Origin of the sequence: Pseudoalteromonas sp. meg-B1 (genome assembly GCF_003173795.1) — a bacterium.
In the GTDB taxonomy this organism is placed as follows: Bacteria; Pseudomonadota; Gammaproteobacteria; order Enterobacterales; family Alteromonadaceae; genus Pseudoalteromonas; species Pseudoalteromonas undina.
The window spans coordinates 284,942-301,414 of the sequence record NZ_QGQU01000003.1 but is presented as its reverse complement, the minus strand read 5'-3'; the positions used below and the strand labels follow the sequence as shown (position 1 = coordinate 301,414).

Annotated in this window: 13 protein-coding genes, 1 tRNA gene and 1 pseudogene; 14 read left to right on the top strand and 1 reads right to left on the bottom strand. The window is 38.0% G+C overall.

Features of this window, described 5'->3' with window-relative positions; genetic code table 11:
• Positions 1–5 precede the first annotated feature (5 nt).
• The 3 genes from fdx to DK924_RS13105 all read left to right on the top strand — a co-directional run bounded on the left by fdx (position 6) and on the right by DK924_RS13105 (position 4,025).
• Positions 6–344, top strand: a complete 339-nt coding sequence (gene fdx, locus DK924_RS13115; RefSeq protein WP_008113929.1) for an ISC system 2Fe-2S type ferredoxin — start codon at positions 6–8, stop codon at positions 342–344.
• Between the two features lie 239 nt (positions 345–583).
• Positions 584–2,011 carry an NAD-dependent succinate-semialdehyde dehydrogenase gene (locus DK924_RS13110; protein WP_109875405.1) on the top strand — a complete coding sequence of 476 codons (1,428 nt, stop codon included), beginning with the start codon at positions 584–586 and terminating at the stop codon, positions 2,009–2,011.
• 472 nt (positions 2,012–2,483) lie between these two features.
• The gene (locus tag DK924_RS13105; RefSeq protein WP_109875404.1) at positions 2,484–4,025 is read left to right on the top strand and encodes a PAS domain-containing methyl-accepting chemotaxis protein; all 1,542 of its coding nucleotides are present in this window, start codon (positions 2,484–2,486) and stop codon (positions 4,023–4,025) included.
• Between the two features lie 331 nt (positions 4,026–4,356).
• On the opposite strand, the gene DK924_RS13100 is transcribed toward DK924_RS13105, so the two are convergent.
• Positions 4,357–4,432: transfer RNA gene (locus tag DK924_RS13100), tRNA-His, on the bottom strand.
• A gap of 311 nt (positions 4,433–4,743) precedes the next feature.
• Here DK924_RS13100 and DK924_RS13095 point away from each other — a divergent pair.
• From DK924_RS13095 to DK924_RS13045, 11 genes and pseudogenes are all read left to right on the top strand, one after another.
• A complete protein-coding gene (locus tag DK924_RS13095; protein ID WP_055013452.1) occupies positions 4,744–5,562 on the top strand; it encodes a mechanosensitive ion channel family protein in 819 nt (272 codons plus the stop codon).
• A gap of 97 nt (positions 5,563–5,659) precedes the next feature.
• A complete protein-coding gene (locus tag DK924_RS13090) occupies positions 5,660–6,442 on the top strand; it encodes a YdiY family protein (protein ID WP_109875403.1) in 783 nt (260 codons plus the stop codon).
• A gap of 123 nt (positions 6,443–6,565) precedes the next feature.
• On the top strand, positions 6,566–9,232 hold the full coding sequence (locus tag DK924_RS13085; protein WP_109875491.1) for an SLBB domain-containing protein: 2,667 nt from the start codon (positions 6,566–6,568) through the stop codon (positions 9,230–9,232).
• A gap of 203 nt (positions 9,233–9,435) precedes the next feature.
• Positions 9,436–9,741: pseudogene (locus tag DK924_RS13080) on the top strand (four helix bundle protein); the annotation flags it as partial.
• A 48-nt stretch (positions 9,742–9,789) separates the two neighbouring features.
• On the top strand, positions 9,790–10,746 hold the full coding sequence (locus tag DK924_RS13075) for a Wzz/FepE/Etk N-terminal domain-containing protein (RefSeq protein WP_109875402.1): 957 nt from the start codon (positions 9,790–9,792) through the stop codon (positions 10,744–10,746).
• Positions 10,747–10,802: 56 nt separating this feature from the next.
• A complete protein-coding gene (gene tviB / locus DK924_RS13070) occupies positions 10,803–12,083 on the top strand; it encodes a Vi polysaccharide biosynthesis UDP-N-acetylglucosamine C-6 dehydrogenase TviB (protein ID WP_181388780.1) in 1,281 nt (426 codons plus the stop codon).
• A gap of 13 nt (positions 12,084–12,096) precedes the next feature.
• Entirely contained in the window at positions 12,097–13,053 is a 957-nt protein-coding gene (locus DK924_RS13065; protein ID WP_109875401.1) for a Gfo/Idh/MocA family protein, read from the top strand.
• A gap of 2 nt (positions 13,054–13,055) precedes the next feature.
• Positions 13,056–13,637 (top strand): acyltransferase, encoded by a 582-nt coding sequence (locus DK924_RS13060; RefSeq protein WP_109875400.1) that lies wholly within the window; start codon positions 13,056–13,058, stop codon positions 13,635–13,637.
• A gap of 7 nt (positions 13,638–13,644) precedes the next feature.
• A complete protein-coding gene (locus tag DK924_RS13055) occupies positions 13,645–14,709 on the top strand; it encodes a DegT/DnrJ/EryC1/StrS aminotransferase family protein (protein ID WP_109875399.1) in 1,065 nt (354 codons plus the stop codon).
• Entirely contained in the window at positions 14,709–15,959 is a 1,251-nt protein-coding gene (locus DK924_RS13050; RefSeq protein ID WP_109875398.1) for an oligosaccharide flippase family protein, read from the top strand. The genes DK924_RS13055 and DK924_RS13050 overlap by 1 nt, the downstream gene beginning before the upstream one ends.
• Positions 15,946–16,473 carry a DapH/DapD/GlmU-related protein gene (locus tag DK924_RS13045; protein WP_109875397.1) on the top strand — a complete coding sequence of 176 codons (528 nt, stop codon included), beginning with the start codon at positions 15,946–15,948 and terminating at the stop codon, positions 16,471–16,473. Before DK924_RS13050 ends, DK924_RS13045 begins: the two co-directional genes overlap by 14 nt.

Here is a 16,473-nt window from a genome sequence, read left to right as displayed (position 1 = left end):
TTAGAATGCCACAAATTGTTTTTCTTCCCCATCCGGAGTTGTGTCCTGACGGTGCTGCAATAGAAGCGCCCGCTGGCGAAACGGTACTTGATATCGCGCTTAAAAATGGCATTAGCATTCCTCATGCCTGTGAAAAGTCATGTGCATGTACAACTTGTCACTTAGTGATCCGTGAAGGTTTTGACTCATTAGATGAAAGTGACGACCTAGAAGACGACATGCTAGATAAAGCCTGGGGTTTAGAGCCTGAGTCACGTTTAGGTTGCCAAGCAATTATTAGAGATGAAGACTTAGTGGTTGAAATACCTAAGTACAATCTCAATATCGTTAATGAAGAACACTAGTTTTTAATTAACGACTATTATATTAAAAGCCGCTGTTTAATACAGCGGCTTTTTTGTTTGTATTAAGTAGCAGCGGGTTTACCCGCGTTTTTTTAAAGGTTACGAGCGACGGGCTGCGAGGTGCGGGTAAATTAAAAACCTGGTAGCGTTAAGCACAAGGCTTTTTAATATATCGAAGCCCGAAGCCCGAAGCTCAAGGCTCGAGGCTCGAGGCCCAAAACCCATTTCGGAGGTGTATTTTGAGTGATCTTATTTTTTCAGACTCGTTTATAAACGGTGAATTTTATAAAACCAGCACACGCTTTAGCGTTGATGATCCCGCCACCGAACAAAGTATTGTTGATGTAAGTGACATTGACGAGCAAGGTGTAAAAACAGCTATTAATGCGGCAAAAGGCGCGTTTGTAAAATTAAAGGCCACTAATGCAACCGAGCGAAGTGAAACTCTGATGCGCTGGTATGAGTTGGTGATTAAACATAAACAAACGCTAGCTACACTTATGACCAAAGAGCAGGGGAAACCGCTTAAAGAATCTCTCGGCGAAATAGATTATGGCGCCGGCTTTATTAAGTGGTTTGCTGAGCAAGCTAAGCGAAGCTATGGGGATGTGATCCCTGCAACCGACAATCAGCATCGCCTAACCAGTTATAAACAGCCTATTGGCGTGGTTGCCGGTATAACACCATGGAACTTTCCTGTGGCTATGGTAACGCGAAAAGTAGCCCCTGCTTATGCTGCTGGCTGTAGTTTCATTTTAAAACCTTCTGAACATACACCACTATGTGCTATTGCTTTAGCGTATTTAGCTGATCAGGCTGGCTTTGTGAAAGGCGCATTTAATGTGTTGGTATCACAAAACGCTAAAGACGTTGGTAAAATGTTGACTGACTCAGAGGTGGTACGTAAGTTTACCTTTACTGGCTCTACAGGTGTAGGTAAGCAGTTACTATCACAGTGTGCACAGACAATTAAAAAAACATCAATGGAATTAGGTGGCAATGCGCCGTTCATTATTTTTGATAATGCCGATATTGATGACGCTATTGATGGCCTAATGGCAGCTAAATTTAGAAACAGTGGCCAAGCGTGTGTAGCGGCAAACCGTATCTTCATCCAGCGCAGTATATTAAATGAAGTGCTTGAAAAAATTACACCCAAAGTCGCTGCGCTCAACGTTGCAAACGGTTTTGATGAAAATGCCGACATAGGCCCGCTTATTTATCCCAAAGCAAAAGAGAAAGTGCAACAACTGATTAAAGGTGCTCTCGATAAAGGCGCTACGCTAATTGGAGATAACAGTAATTTAGGTGGCAGCTTTCAAAACCCATTAATAGTTACTAATGTCACTACACAAATGGATATTTATCACGAAGAAGTGTTTGGCCCTGTATTAACGGTGATCCCATTTGATGAAGAAAGCGAAGTCCTTGCACTTGCTAATGATGTCCCTTATGGATTAGCTGCGTATTTTTATAGCCAAAACATTAAACAAATCTATCGTATAAGCGAAGGGTTAGAGTTTGGCATGATAGGTGTAAATGAGGGGGTTATATCAAACCCTGTAGCACCGTTCGGTGGGGTAAAACAATCAGGTCTTGGAAGAGAGGGGGGTCACCAAGGTTTAGATGAATACCTAGAAGAAAAATACGTATGTATTAGAGTTTAACTCTATAAACTGTTCCGATGAGTTAACCGTTTAGCGTTTTAAGTTGCTTGAAATGGGTGTAAATGCTACCTTTCAAAAAAATGTTTAAGTAAACAAAAAGTAAAAAATTTCTATAAGTAGAAATACCCCCGTGTGTAAATGCCACCATTTTGGTGGCATTTTTTTGCCCTTTTTTAAGGAGAGGTTTTTGGCTACTTCCTCCTTGTAGGTCTAAACTATTCTTAGTTAGATGCTATTCTGCTTATATCCTTTTTAAAAGTAGGCTTTTATGAAAGAGTAATTCTTTTTAATTCGCGTGAACATTTGTAACTGTATGTTTTTAAATGTATATTTTTGGTGTGTGAATGAGTAGAATAAAGTTTCAGTAGTTTCAATACTATTAACATATAGTAAAAATGTATAATTGTGTTTTATACACTTATAAATTAACATTCCGCAAATTCATCCATTAAAAAATAATGAAGCACCCACTATGAGTAGAAGAAATCAAGCAACGGTAGACCAGGAAGTTTCGTTTGGCATTGACGAAGAGTTAGTTTCTACAACAGATTTACGAGGGGTTATCACCTATGCAAATGATAGCTTTTGTAAAGTTTCAGGGTATACCATTAATGAGTTAAAAGGGAAAAACCATAACATGGTTCGCCACCCAGACATGCCACCTGCGGCATTTGGTGATATGTGGTCTAATTTAAAAAGCGATACCGCATGGCGAGGAGCTGTAAAAAATAGATGTAAAGATGGGCGTTATTACTGGGTTGATGCATTTGTTACCCCTATTTACGAAAACGGTAAAAAAGTAGGTTATCAATCAGTTCGCCAACAACTCCTTCCAGAATATAAAAGCCGCGCAGAAAAGCTTTACCAACGTTTAAACAACGGTCAATCAATTGTCCCTTTAACTGAAAAATTAGCCGCATTTAAACTTCCTCTATTTATTGGCTGTGCAGCTTTAATTGCTTGGTTAACAAGTTATATGTTCTGGTTATGTTTACTGTTTGTTCCTCTGCCTTTTGTTATTTTTTATGAAGAGTTAATTCGTTCGCAAAGCACAATCAAAAAAACCAAAGCAGGTCCAGATAGCGTATCTCGGCATATTTATTCTGGTAGCGACAGCCTCAGCTATAGTGATTTTCAGATTAAATTACTTGAGGGTAAAGTAACGACCATTGTTGGCCGTATTATTGATGGTACTTTAAGCCTGAGTAAAGGTGCTGACTCCCTTAAAACTTGTGCTGAAGCTGCGCAGGCCGGTGTTGAAAAAGAAGCGTCTGAATTACATCAAGTGTCGTCTGCCGTTGAGGAAATGGTGCATTCAATTGATGAAGTAGCAAAAAATACTTTAGTAACTAACCAACGAGTGCAACAAGCTCACCAAGACTGCGAAAGCGCAACGCAAGCGATGTCAGGCACCATGCGTGAAGTATCGTTACTCGCCAACGAGGTGGATAACTCGGCAAGTTCAGCGAGCGAGCTAGCAACAGAGGCTGAAAAAATTGGTGGCATAATGCAAGAGATACAAGGGATTGCCGATCAAACAAATTTACTTGCACTTAATGCGGCTATTGAGGCTGCGCGTGCCGGTGAACATGGCAGAGGATTCTCGGTTGTTGCTGATGAAGTGCGTGCGCTTTCAAGCAGAACGCATACCGCTACAGAGCAAATTCAAGTTTCTATATCTGAAATGCAGTCTACGTTACTCAACTGGTCAAAAACAATGGAAGCTGGAAAGAATGCGGCAGAGAGCTGTGTTAAAGAAACCCGCAATAGCCAAGATATCGTCTCAAAAGTATATGCTGCAATTACTGATATTTCTGATTTAGCAACGCAAATATCAACCGCTGCGGAAGAGCAAAGCATGGTATCGCAAGAAATTAGCCGTAATATTTCAAATATTAGTAGTGCGTCTTCAGAAAACTTAGCCCAAGCGCATAGTGTAGGTACAGAGTCTGATGCGATTGAAAAACACTCTAAAGCATTAGCGTCACTAGGTCTTTCTTTTAAAGTAGGTTAACAACTTAAGTAAGGGCAGCAAATACCCAAGTGTATGAGGCGCTGAGAATATAACATGTTCTCAGCGCGCCTAAAGCGTCAAATGCGGGCAGCGGGCTGTGTGGTGCGGGGAAAACCTGCTACTACTGGTATTATTTGTAATATTTATTTAGCAGTGACTTCATGTCGCATCAGGCTTTTATCAAAAGCACCAAATAACGATATAAATCAACGCTGGGGAAACCGGCGGCTACAGATAAGAGCGTATTTTTTTATTTTATGTTTGGCTTTATGAAAACTAGATATAACTAAAAAATTAACTTTGGAGATTACTGAGAGGACTTAGAAAATAGTGGGGCGATTGACGGGGCTCGAACCCGCGACAACCGGAATCACAATCCGGGGCTCTACCAACTGAGCTACAACCGCCACTACATACACCTTGTTTGGTGTGGCGCGCATAATACATAATATCCCTATGCTTGTGAAGCAAAAAATCAAAAAAAAATTAAACTTATTATAAGTATTCTAAATTTAAGCTTATTGGCAACGGGCAACGGGCAACGGGCAACGGGCAACGGGCAACGGGCAACGGGCAACGGGCAACGGGCCTAAAAACTCCACAACCGCGGCTCAACCCCCTAACCCCTTAGTAAAACGTTGTTGCAAACACCTATTAAAGATTTACAATACTACAAACAATACCGCTAAACTGCTTAATAACACTATCAGGAGTTAATATGGATTCAATACTCAATTGGCTGAATGAAAATTCAGGCTTAATTTTACACTATGGTATTCAAGCAGTTATAGCGCTTGTTATATTTTTACTCGGTGGCCGAATTGCCAAGTTTTGTGCAAATTTAACCGCTAAAGCATTCGACAAGAAAAAAGTAGATAAAGCGGTTTCATCGTTTGTATCTAGTATTGTGTATGCCATTGTGTTTGCAGCCACTATTTTAATGGCGCTGTCACAAATCGGTATCGAAACCACGTCATTCATTGCGATTTTAGGTGCCGCAGGTTTAGCGGTTGGCTTAGCACTGCAAGGGTCGTTATCTAACTTTGCATCTGGTGTGCTAATTATTTTACTACGCCCATTTAAATCTGGTGACTACGTTGAAGCTGGCGGTAAAGCCGGTACGATTAAAAAAATCGAAATATTTTCAACAGAAATGCGCACTCCTGATAACAAAGTTATTGTAATGCCTAATTCAAAAATAATGTCAGATGCGATCATTAACTACTCGCGCGAAGCAACGCGTCGCGTTGATCTTGTGATTGGTGTTGGCTACGACGCCGATTTACGTAAAGCAAAAGAAGTACTTAAATCAGTACTAGATAACGAATCACGCATTTTAAAAGATCCTGCATACAACGTATCGGTTTCTGAACTTGCCGATTCAAGCGTTAACTTTATCGTACGCCCTTGGGTTAACTCAGAAGATTACTGGCCAACATACTGGTCGTTAATGGAAAACATTAAAATAGCGTTAGACGACGCCGATATTACTATTCCATTTCCACAAATGGATGTGCATTTGCACAAGCAAGACTAATTTTTTAAAAAAGTTATTAAGGTAATGCTCACGTTAGGTTTGCTAACGTGCGCGCTGCTTTAAAGAGCATGAATATTTTTTACAGGGTTATTTTTTAATGAAACTTAAGCTTTTATCAATTTTAGTAGCAGCCTCAGCTACAACCAGTGCATTTGCATCAGAAGAAGAACAAAAAACCTGGGAAGTAACCAGTGAAGTGGGCGCTATCATTACCAGCGGTAATACCGAAACAACGACCTTAAAAGGCGGTATTAAAGTATTGCATAACTTAGAAAGTTGGAATAACGAGTATAAGTTAGACGGCATCTACAAAGAAGATGAAGTAGAAAACGACGACGGTACTAAAGAAAAGCAGCGTACTAACGAAAAGTACTCTATTTCAGCGCAGGGTAATTACAAATTAAACGAAAAGCACGCTCATTTATTTATTTATGGGTCGCACGTATCTGATTACTTTGGCGCATACCGAAGCGAGTCGGTTATTTCAGCGGGTTATGGTTTACGTTTATTAAACGAGTCAAACATGAAACTAAACGCTGAAATTGGTCCGGGTTATAAGTATTTTAAATACCCAGATATTAGCGAAGAGGTTGATGAAAACGGCAACTCATTAGCGGGTGAATACGAAGGCGAAGTGATTGCCTTAGGTAAAGTAGATTTTAGCTGGAGAATTTCAGACAACGCGCGTTTTACTCAGTTAGTATCGGTGGAATACGGTGATACCAATACTAAAACTCGCTCAGAAACCGCTCTTCTGACTAAAATTAATGGCTCACTACAAATGAAAGTGGCCTACAATATAACCAACAACTCAGACGTGGCTGATGACAAAGAAGCAACTGATACAGAGACCTCATTAACACTTGTTTACAGCTTTTAACATCAAGTAGTAAATAAATTGTAATAAAACTATGAAAGGGGCTAAAGTCCCTTTTTTATTTGCTCATAAATAATGTATGATACCCACCAATTTTTGGTTGTAGACCTAGGGAAATACCTACTCGTGAACGTTATTAAATATTTATTAAGTGCTTTTGTACTTATATGTAGCTTTAGCACATTAGCATTTGCGCCAACAGCCGCTCAACTAGAGCAGTTTCAAAAATTACCTAAGTCACAACAACAGGCTCTGGCAAAGCAGTATGGCGTGGATATTTCAAGCCTTGAAGGTGCTGGTAGCACTAATGGAAAAAATAACGAACAAGACAAGCCCACAGTAGGTGAGCGTAATACCACCGACGAACGAGCTTTTACAGATGAAGAGCGATTCAAGCCAGAAGATAAATCAGTAAAGCCATTCGGTTATGAGCTATTTGCAGGCGAACCAACCACATTTATGCCTAATGAAAGCGCTCCCGTTCCTGATACGTATTTAGTAGGGCGTGGCGATCAGCTATTAATTAACTTTTACGGTAAAGAAAGTGAAAGCTTTGAAGTGATTGTTGACCGTGAAGGCCGCATTAATATTCCCGATTTAAGCCCTGTACAAGTAGCGGGTTTAACATTCGCTGAAGTTAAAGAACTAATTAAAGTAAAAGTAGAGCAAGAAGTTATTGGTGTTAAAGCGTTTGTATCGCTTGGCAAACTTCGTAGTATTCGTATTTTGGTTTTAGGTGAAGCATACAAGCCAGGCAGCTATAGCGTATCATCACTAACAACAGTGTCGCATGCATTATTTGTAAGTGGTGGCGTATCGGATATTGCTTCACTACGTAATATTCAAGTAAAGCGTGGTGGTAAACTTGTTGCTAATTTTGATTTATACGATTTACTTATTCGTGGTGATAGCAGCAACGATATTATTTTAAAACCTGGCGATGTGGTGTTTATTCCATCGGTAGGAGAGCAAGTAACAGTTGACGGTTTAGTAAAGCGTCCTGCTATTTTTGAGCTTAAAAAAGGTGAAACGGCAGAACATTTATTAAAAATGGCCGGCGGTATTAAACCTAATGCTTATGCCAAAAGTGTGGTTGTTGAGCGCTTTAATAATCAACACAAAGAAGTGCTTTCAGTAGATTTTGGCAAAGAGCAAGTTAACTACATTCCACAAGATGGCGATCGGATTCACTTTAGCGCCATTGGCGAACAATACCAAACTTCAATTAGTTTAATTGGTGCCGTAGTACGACCTGGTAATTACCAGTGGTACAAGGGTAAACGCATTTCAGATATTTTAGGCTCTGTGCGTGGTGATTTATTACCACAGGCCGATTTAGATTATGCATTAGTAGTGCGTGAAACCAACGTAAATGGTGATATTGAGATTCATCAATTCGATTTAGCAAAAGCCATTACAAAAAATACTGAGAACAATTTACAACTTAGCCCTAACGATAAAATTATTGTATTCAGTCGTTTTGAAGAAAAAACTTTAGAAGATATAGCGCTTGCAAATTTAGCGTTAACTAAAGAGCAGCAAGAACAGCAACGCAAAGCAGAGCTGTGGCATGAATACCAACAAAAAGAGTTTGAAAAATACGTTGGTGTAATAACTGAAGAGTCAGAGCCAGAAGAAGAAAACCCAAATTTAAGTATGGCTCAAGTGCTTGAGAAAAAGCTAAAAGAACAAGAAGAAGATACGCAAAGTTATGCGTTGTTTAGCCGCCATAATTTGCTTAAACCGGTAATTGCCAAGTTAGAGCAGCAGGCCGGTGTAATGCAGGCGATGCAAATAGTAGAAATTAGCGGCAGTGTAATGTACCCAGGCATTTACCCGTTAATGGAAGGCGGTGAAGTAAAAGACCTTATTACTGCCGCAGGCGGTTTGTTAGAGTCGGCTTATATACAACAGGCCGAAGTAACAAGAATTGCCGCTAATGATGTATCAAACATTGAGCATATTAAGTTTGACCTAAAAAGCGCCATGCAAGGTAAGGCCGCATCAAATATTTCATTACAAAGTAAAGACAGCGTAAATATATTTGCTGTACCAAACTGGCAAGAAAACCTAAAAGTAGAGCTAAAAGGTGAGCTTAAATTTCCGGGGACCTATACCATTCGCCGTGGCGAAACCTTAAGTAACTTATTAGAGCGCGCGGGTGGTTTTTCTGATTTTGCAGCCACTAACGCCGCTGTATTTACTCGCCAATCAATTAAAAAGCAAGAGCAACAACAGCTAGCGCGTTTATCTACCGAGCTTCGCCGAGATATAGCATCTAAAAGCTTCCAAAGTTCAGTAAGTAGCAACACGCTTACTTACGATGAAATGAATAAGCTTTTGAAGGACCTTGCTAACGTTGATGCCGTAGGCCGTTTAGTTATAGATTTACCGCTTATAGTTAACAATGAGCAAAACTTAGTACTGCAAGATGGTGATGTACTTTATGTACCGAGTGAACGCGACTCAATTAGTGTAATAGGTGAGGTTAATTACTCTACCTCGCATCTATATAAAGCAGGCGTAAGCGTAGACGAATACATAGATCTAAGCGGTGGCTTAAAAGAGCGCGCTGCTGATGACCGTATTTACATTATAAAAGCCAACGGCTCAGTAAAAATACCAAATACCGGCAACTGGTTTGCAGTTAATAACTCAAACCAACTTGAACCAGGCGACACCATTGTTGTCCCATTAGATGCCGGCCATATGGATAAGCTAACGCTTTGGAGCACCGCAACACAAATACTTTACCAGTTAGGTGTAGCAGTAGCAGCTATAAGCGGTATTTAATATAATGTAGGTGCGAGGAAAGCTTGGAGAATAGGGCTATGGGCCTAGAGCTCGAAGCTCACGGCCGATGCTGTATATAGCTACTAACTGGAGCTTAGCTAACAGTAAAGGTGTTAAAACCTGCTACATTTTAACTTTAAAGTATTACTTTAGAGTTAAAAATGAAATATGAAAACCTAGAAGTTTGGTAAAGAGCTTTTAAGCTAAGTTTATTGATTTATAAAAACTTTCAGCAGCTCCAGGATTATGGTCTAAAAGATCAAATGTGCAGATGCTCTGTTTCTGTACCTAGCAATATTGCAGAGGGGATGGAAAGAGGCTTTGAAAAAGAAAAAGCTCGTTTTTTATGGATAGCTAAAGGCTCCATAGGCGAATTAAAAACACAAGTAATGATTGCTTCAGAATTAGGATATATAAATAGCTTAAAAGCAGGTTATATCCTTGAGGAATGTGAGGTAATTGCAAAGATGCTAAGCAGATTGATAACGGTCATTAAAAATAGCTCTTAGCCAATAGCTCGTAGCCCGAAGCCATAACCTAGAACTTATGAGATTTAAATGGAAAACAACTCAAACAACCTAAATCAAACAAATGCACCAGTGGTTAATTATAATGCTGCCGATGACGAAATAGACCTACGCGAACTATTTACCGCTATCTGGCAAGGGAAATGGATAATTGTAATTATTACAGCCTTATTTGCTTCTGCGTCAGTCTACTATGCAGTTAATCTGCCTAATATTTATAAATCTGAAGCGTTATTAGCGCCTGCAGAGCAAGACAAAGCGGGGGGGCTGGCAGGGCAGCTAGGCGGCCTAGCAAGTTTAGCAGGGGTTAATTTAGGTGCTGGCGGTGGTGTTGATAAAACGCAAATGGCGCTTGAAATACTTAAATCTCGTAAATTTATTACTGAGTTCATATCAAATCATCATATTTTACCCGACTTAATGGCAGTAAAATCTTGGAACAGAAATACCAATATTTTAGATTATGATTCAGAGGTTTATGATTCAGAGAGTCAAACTTGGTTGCGTGAGGTTAAGGCACCTCTAAATGCAGAGCCATCAATGCAAGAGGCTTATAATAATTTTTCAAATATTATGAAAGTTAATGTCTCTCAAGAGACTTCATTGGTTACTATCTCTATTGAGCATTTTTCTCCGTTAATAGCTAAAAATTGGGTTGATTGGCTTGTTAGAGATATTAATTTAGAGATGAAATCGCGTGACATTGAAGAGTCTAAAAGAAGTACTGTATTTTTAACAGAACAAATTGAACAAACAAAAGTTGCTGACATAAGAGCTGTTTTATATGGCTTAATTGAGGAGCAAACAAAAACACAGATGTTTGCTAGTGCTCGTGATGAGTATGTGTTTAAAACTATTGACCCTGCAATTGTTGCAGAACAAAAATCAAAACCGAAGCGAGCTTTAATATGTATTTTTGGTTTCTTATTAGGAGGGGCTTTTGGTGTTATGTATGTATTATTGCGCTATTTCCACAAAAAAGATTAAAGTGAAAATTTCAAAGTATATTAAATAAAAGCTTTCAAAGTTTAAGAGAAATTAAAATGTATATTTCATCAGAAAAAATTAAAATAGGCGTAATTGGTTTAGGTTATGTAGGCCTGCCTCTTGCCGTAGAGTTTGGTAAAAAATATCCTGTTCTAGGTTTTGATATAAACCAAAAACGAGTAGACGAATTAAGCGCAGGGCATGATTCTACATTAGAAGTTAGCGATGAAGAACTGCAAGATATAAAACAGTTAAATTTCTCTTGTGATAAGCAGAAATTAGCTAGCTGTAATATTTATATTGTGACAGTACCTACCCCTATTGATGAAAGTAATGCACCAGATTTAACGCCACTTCGTAAAGCATCTGAATTATTAGGTGAGTTTGTTCAAAAAGGCGATGTTGTTATATATGAATCAACTGTATACCCAGGAGCTACTGAAGAAGTATGTTTACCTATTATCGAAAAAGTATCAGGCTTAGTATTTAATAAAGACTTTTTTGCAGGTTACTCTCCAGAGCGAATTAACCCTGGTGATAAGGTGAATACGCTCACTAAAATTATGAAAATAACATCGGGTTCTACGCCTGAAGTTGGTGAGTTTGTAAATGAGTTATACGGCTCAATCATAACAGCTGGCACGCATTTAGCTGGATCAATAAAAGTAGCCGAAGCGGCAAAAGTAATTGAAAATACCCAGCGAGACTTAAATATTGCGATTATAAATGAATTTGCAAAGATATTTAATCGCTTGGGTATTGATACAGAAGAAGTACTCAATGCGGCAGGCACAAAGTGGAACTTTTTAAAGTTTAAACCAGGTTTAGTTGGTGGGCATTGTATTAGTGTTGATCCTTATTACTTAACTCATAAAGCACAAGAAGTAGGCTACCGTCCAGAAGTTATTTTAGCTGGGCGCAGAATAAACGATGGTATGGGTGAATATGTAGCCACGCAATTAGTTAAAAAGCTATCAAGCCAAAAAATTCATGTTGATGAAGCAAAAGTATTAGTTCTTGGCTTTACTTTTAAAGGTGATTGTCCTGATGTACGTAATACTAAAATTATTGACATAGTAAATGAGTTAAAAGACTTTAACATGTCGGTTGATGTTTATGATGACTGGGCGAACCCTGCGGAAGTAGAGCATGAATACGGCCTGTCATTAGTAAGTGAATTAAAAGAAAATCACTACGATGGCATTGTTTTAGCTGTAGATCATAGCGAATTCAAAGAAATGGGTAGCGATTCTATTCGTAAATTCGGTAAACAAAAGCATGTTTTATATGATGTAAAACATGTATTTGGCACTAAAGATTCAGATATCCGCTTATAATAAAGGACTTAAAATGAAAAATTTTGCATTAATTGGTGCATCAGGTTATATAGCACCACGTCACTTAAAAGCAATTAAAGAAACAGGCCATAACCTTTTAGTGGCCATGGATATTAATGATTCTGTAGGTATTATGGATAGCCATTTTCCTGATGCCGAATTTTTTACTGAGTTTGAAGACTTTACTGCATATGTTGAAGACTGTGCAATGAAGGGTCAAAAGCTCGATTACATTGCCATTTGTAGTCCTAATTATTTACATGCCCCGCATATGAAGTACGCATTAAAAAATGGCATTGATGTAATTTGTGAAAAACCATTGGTACTTCATTCAGAAGACATGGATATTCTTAAAGATTACGAAACAAAATACGGGGCGAATGTTAATTCAATATTACAATTAAGATTACACCCATCAATTATCGCTTTAAAAGAAAAAGTGGCCTCAGCACCAGCAGATAAAGTTTTTGATGTAGATTTAACTTATATGACATCGCGTGGTAAGTGGTACATGAAATCTTGGAAAGGGTTTGACCACAAGTCAGGTGGAGTCGCTACCAACATTGGCGTGCATTTTTACGATATGTTGCACTTTATTTTTGGTGAGCTTAAACATAACGAAGTTCATTTTAGAAATGAAAAAACGACTAGTGGCTACCTTGAATACGAGCGAGCTCGTGTAAAATGGTTCTTGTCGATTGATGCAAATAACTTACCTGAAAATGCGGTTAAAGGTGAAAAGCTTACTTACCGGAGTATCACTATTAATGACGGCAATGATACTGAAGAGCTTGAGTTTTCAGGCGGCTTTACCGACTTACATACTCAAAGTTACCAAAATATATTAGCAGGTAACGGTTTTGGAATTGATGAAAATAGAGTTGCTATTGAAACAGTTGAAAAAATTCGTGAAATGCCAATTGTTGAAGCGGGTAACAAAGCACACCCATCACTATCGAAGGTATTGTAGTTATGAGTTATCATGTGCATGAAAGCGCCATTGTTGATGATGGAGCTAAAATAGGCAATAACACGCGTGTTTGGCATTTTGTGCACGTGTGCAGTGGTGCGCAAATAGGTGAAGGTTGCTCGTTAGGGCAAAACGTATTTGTAGGTAACAAAGTTACTATTGGTAATAATGTAAAAGTACAAAATAACGTATCGGTTTACGATAATGTACATATTGAAGATGATGTTTTTTGTGGTCCTAGCATGGTTTTTACTAATGTGTATAATCCGCGTTCGTTTATTGAACGAAAAACCGAATATCGCGACACGTTAGTAAAAAAAGGGGCAACACTCGGCGCTAATTGTACAATTGTATGTGGTGTAACTATTGGCGAGTATTCACTCGTTGGCGCTGGTGCTGTAATAAATAAAGATGTACCCGCATTTGCGTTAATGGTGGGTGTTCCTGCAAAGCAGATTGGTTGGATCAGTAAATATGGTGAGCAGCTTAAGTTACCCATTAGCGGAACGGGCACTGAAAAGTGCGAGCACACAGGCGATACTTATCAACTATCGGGTTCGGCACTGACTTTAATTAACGAGTAATTAATAAATGCAATTTATAGACTTAGCAGCACAGTACAAGCACTTAAAATCAAAAATAGATAAGCGAATTCAAGATGTATTAGACCATGGTAAATATATTATGGGCCCTGAGGTGCAGGAGCTTGAAGAAAAGTTAGCTGAGTACGTTGGCGTAAAGCATGCTATAACATGTGCTAATGGTACAGATGCTCTTACACTTGCCATGATGGTGCTAAACATTGAAAAGGGCGACGCTGTATTTTGCCCGACGTTTACGTTTTTTGCGACTGCAGAAGTTATTGCTTATGAAGGCGCAACACCTGTGTTTGTTGATTCAGACGAGGCTACTTTTAATATTTGCCCTATCGATCTTGAAAAGCGTATTCAAGCAACAATTGCTGAAGGTAAACTAATTCCAAAAGCAATTATTGCGGTTGATTTATTTGGTTTACCTGCCAATTATCCTGAAATACAAAAAATAGCAGACAAATATAATTTAAAACTCGTTGAAGATGCTGCGCAAGGTTTTGGTGGCAGTATTAATGATAAAAAAGCAGGTAGTTTTGGTGATATAGCAACAACCAGTTTTTTCCCGGCTAAACCTCTTGGCTGTTATGGTGATGGCGGTGCTATATTTACCAATAATGACGAATATGCAGAGTTAATTAAATCTTATCGTGTGCACGGCAAAGGTAGTGATAAATACGACAATGTTCGCATTGGCATGAATTCTCGGTTAGATACTATTCAGGCTGCAATATTACTTGAGAAGTTAGCAGAGTTCCCAACTGAACTTATTAATCGCAATAAAGCTGCCGACAATTACGAAAAAACACTCGCAGGTAAATATAAAACACCCCAAGTACCAAAAGGTTATATTAGTTCTTGGGCACAATACACATTGGTATCAACAAACCGTGATGCAGATATGGCAGCCTATAAAGCGCAAGGTATACCAACAATGATTTATTACGGAACTTGTATGCATCAGCAAACTGCTTTTAAGCAATTAAGTTGCACCGATGAAGCGTTTCCTGTTGCATCAAAATTGGCAGGTAGTGTGTTTAGTTTACCCATGCATCCGTATATTTAATGTTTAAAAGTAAGTATGTAAGAAATATTCTTACTTTGGTAAGTAGTGCCCTTTTCGCCCAGATTTTGGCACTTTTACTTACACCAATATTAACTCGGCTTTATTCTCCAGAGGAGTTTGGTGTATTTACTGCATTTATTAGTTATTCAGGAACACTTGCTGCTTTTATATTTTTAAGCTTAGAGCTTGCTATTGTAAAAAGTAAGAGCGCTAGGCAGTTATCAAGTGTATTAGGCTTAATGCTTGTAATTTCAATCTTTTTGCTCTCAATACTATCCATCACAATTTATTTAGAAAGCGCTTTTTATACACTCATTGGTTTTGATAAATTGTTTGATATTAAAGTACTCGTTCTTCTAGGAGTATTATTTTCAGCAACTAACTTAGTTTTAAATCAATTTATTACGAGAAAAGAAAAGTTTTCAGTTTACGCAACGTCTCAGGTATCTTTTGTTGCTTTGAGATTTGTTTTTAGCTATCTATTTTTTTACTTTGGTTTCACTCAATACGGATTAGTTTTTGGCTTCACTCTTGCAACAATCTTGATAATTATATATCTGTCTTATAGTACTGAAATATATAAAGAAACTATATCTTTAAAAAAGATATACTTTTTTGCAGCTTTTCGAAAACATAAAAATTTAGTTATATTTAACACTCCTTCGAATGTTATTAATATATTAATTATAAACTTCCCTCTTTTTTTTATACTTAAAAATTTTGGGTTAGAGGCCGCTGGTTTATTTGGGTTGGCATATAGAATGGTTATGTTGCCAGTAACTTTAGTAAACAAGGCTATCGGGCAAGTTATTTATAAGCGATTCTCTGCAATGTCTATTTTAGATAAGACAATGTTTGCTTTTATCATAAAAAATATTTTGTTTTTAACTTTATCCTTTCCTGGTTTTGCATTGCTTTATTTATTTGGTGAAGAAATATTCTCATTTATTTTTGGTGTAGAATGGCGAATTGCTGGAGAGTACGCAGCTTTAATGACTCCATTTATATTTTTAAGCTTTTTAATTTCACCTTTGTCATATTATTTTGTTGCTTATGATAAATCAGATTTATTGATGGTGATAAGTATTTTGTTTTTAGGGGGACTTATTTTGGCTTCTGTACTGTTCGAGTTCATTGATGAAAGCGACTTTATTAAAACTTACACATTGATTAATGTTGTCTATTATATGACCGTTTTGGCTGCGGTATTATTTGGTATAAAAAGGGCTCAATCAAATGCAAAAAATTAAGAATGTACTAAAAGGGACATCCATATTTAAATGGTATCTTTTTACTCGTTCAATTGGGTTTGGAGTTGGCTTAGTAAACTTTTTATTTCAAAATGTTTTCAGAATCGATGCTTGTAAGTATAGCAAAAACTATACAAGCAGGTTAATAGCTCCTAATAAATTTGTCATACAAGACGATTGTATAGAGGTAAGAAAAAGCCTGGCTGTCAGTGGTGGTTGCTATTTTCAGGCAACTCATGGCATATCAATAGGCCCTAAAACAATTTGGTCATTCAACGTTATTATGGTTACTTCTGATCATGATTTGAGAGATTACAGATTAGAGAATTCAGAGCGAAGTGGCCCCATCTCAATAGGCGAAAATTGTTGGTTGGGTGCTGGGGTCGTTGTTTTGCCAAAAGTTAAATTAGGACCAAATACTGTTGTCGGTGCAAATTCAGTAGTAACGAAATCGTTTCCTACTGGGAATGTTGTTATAGCGGGAACTCCTGCTCGTATTGTTAGGGAATTATAG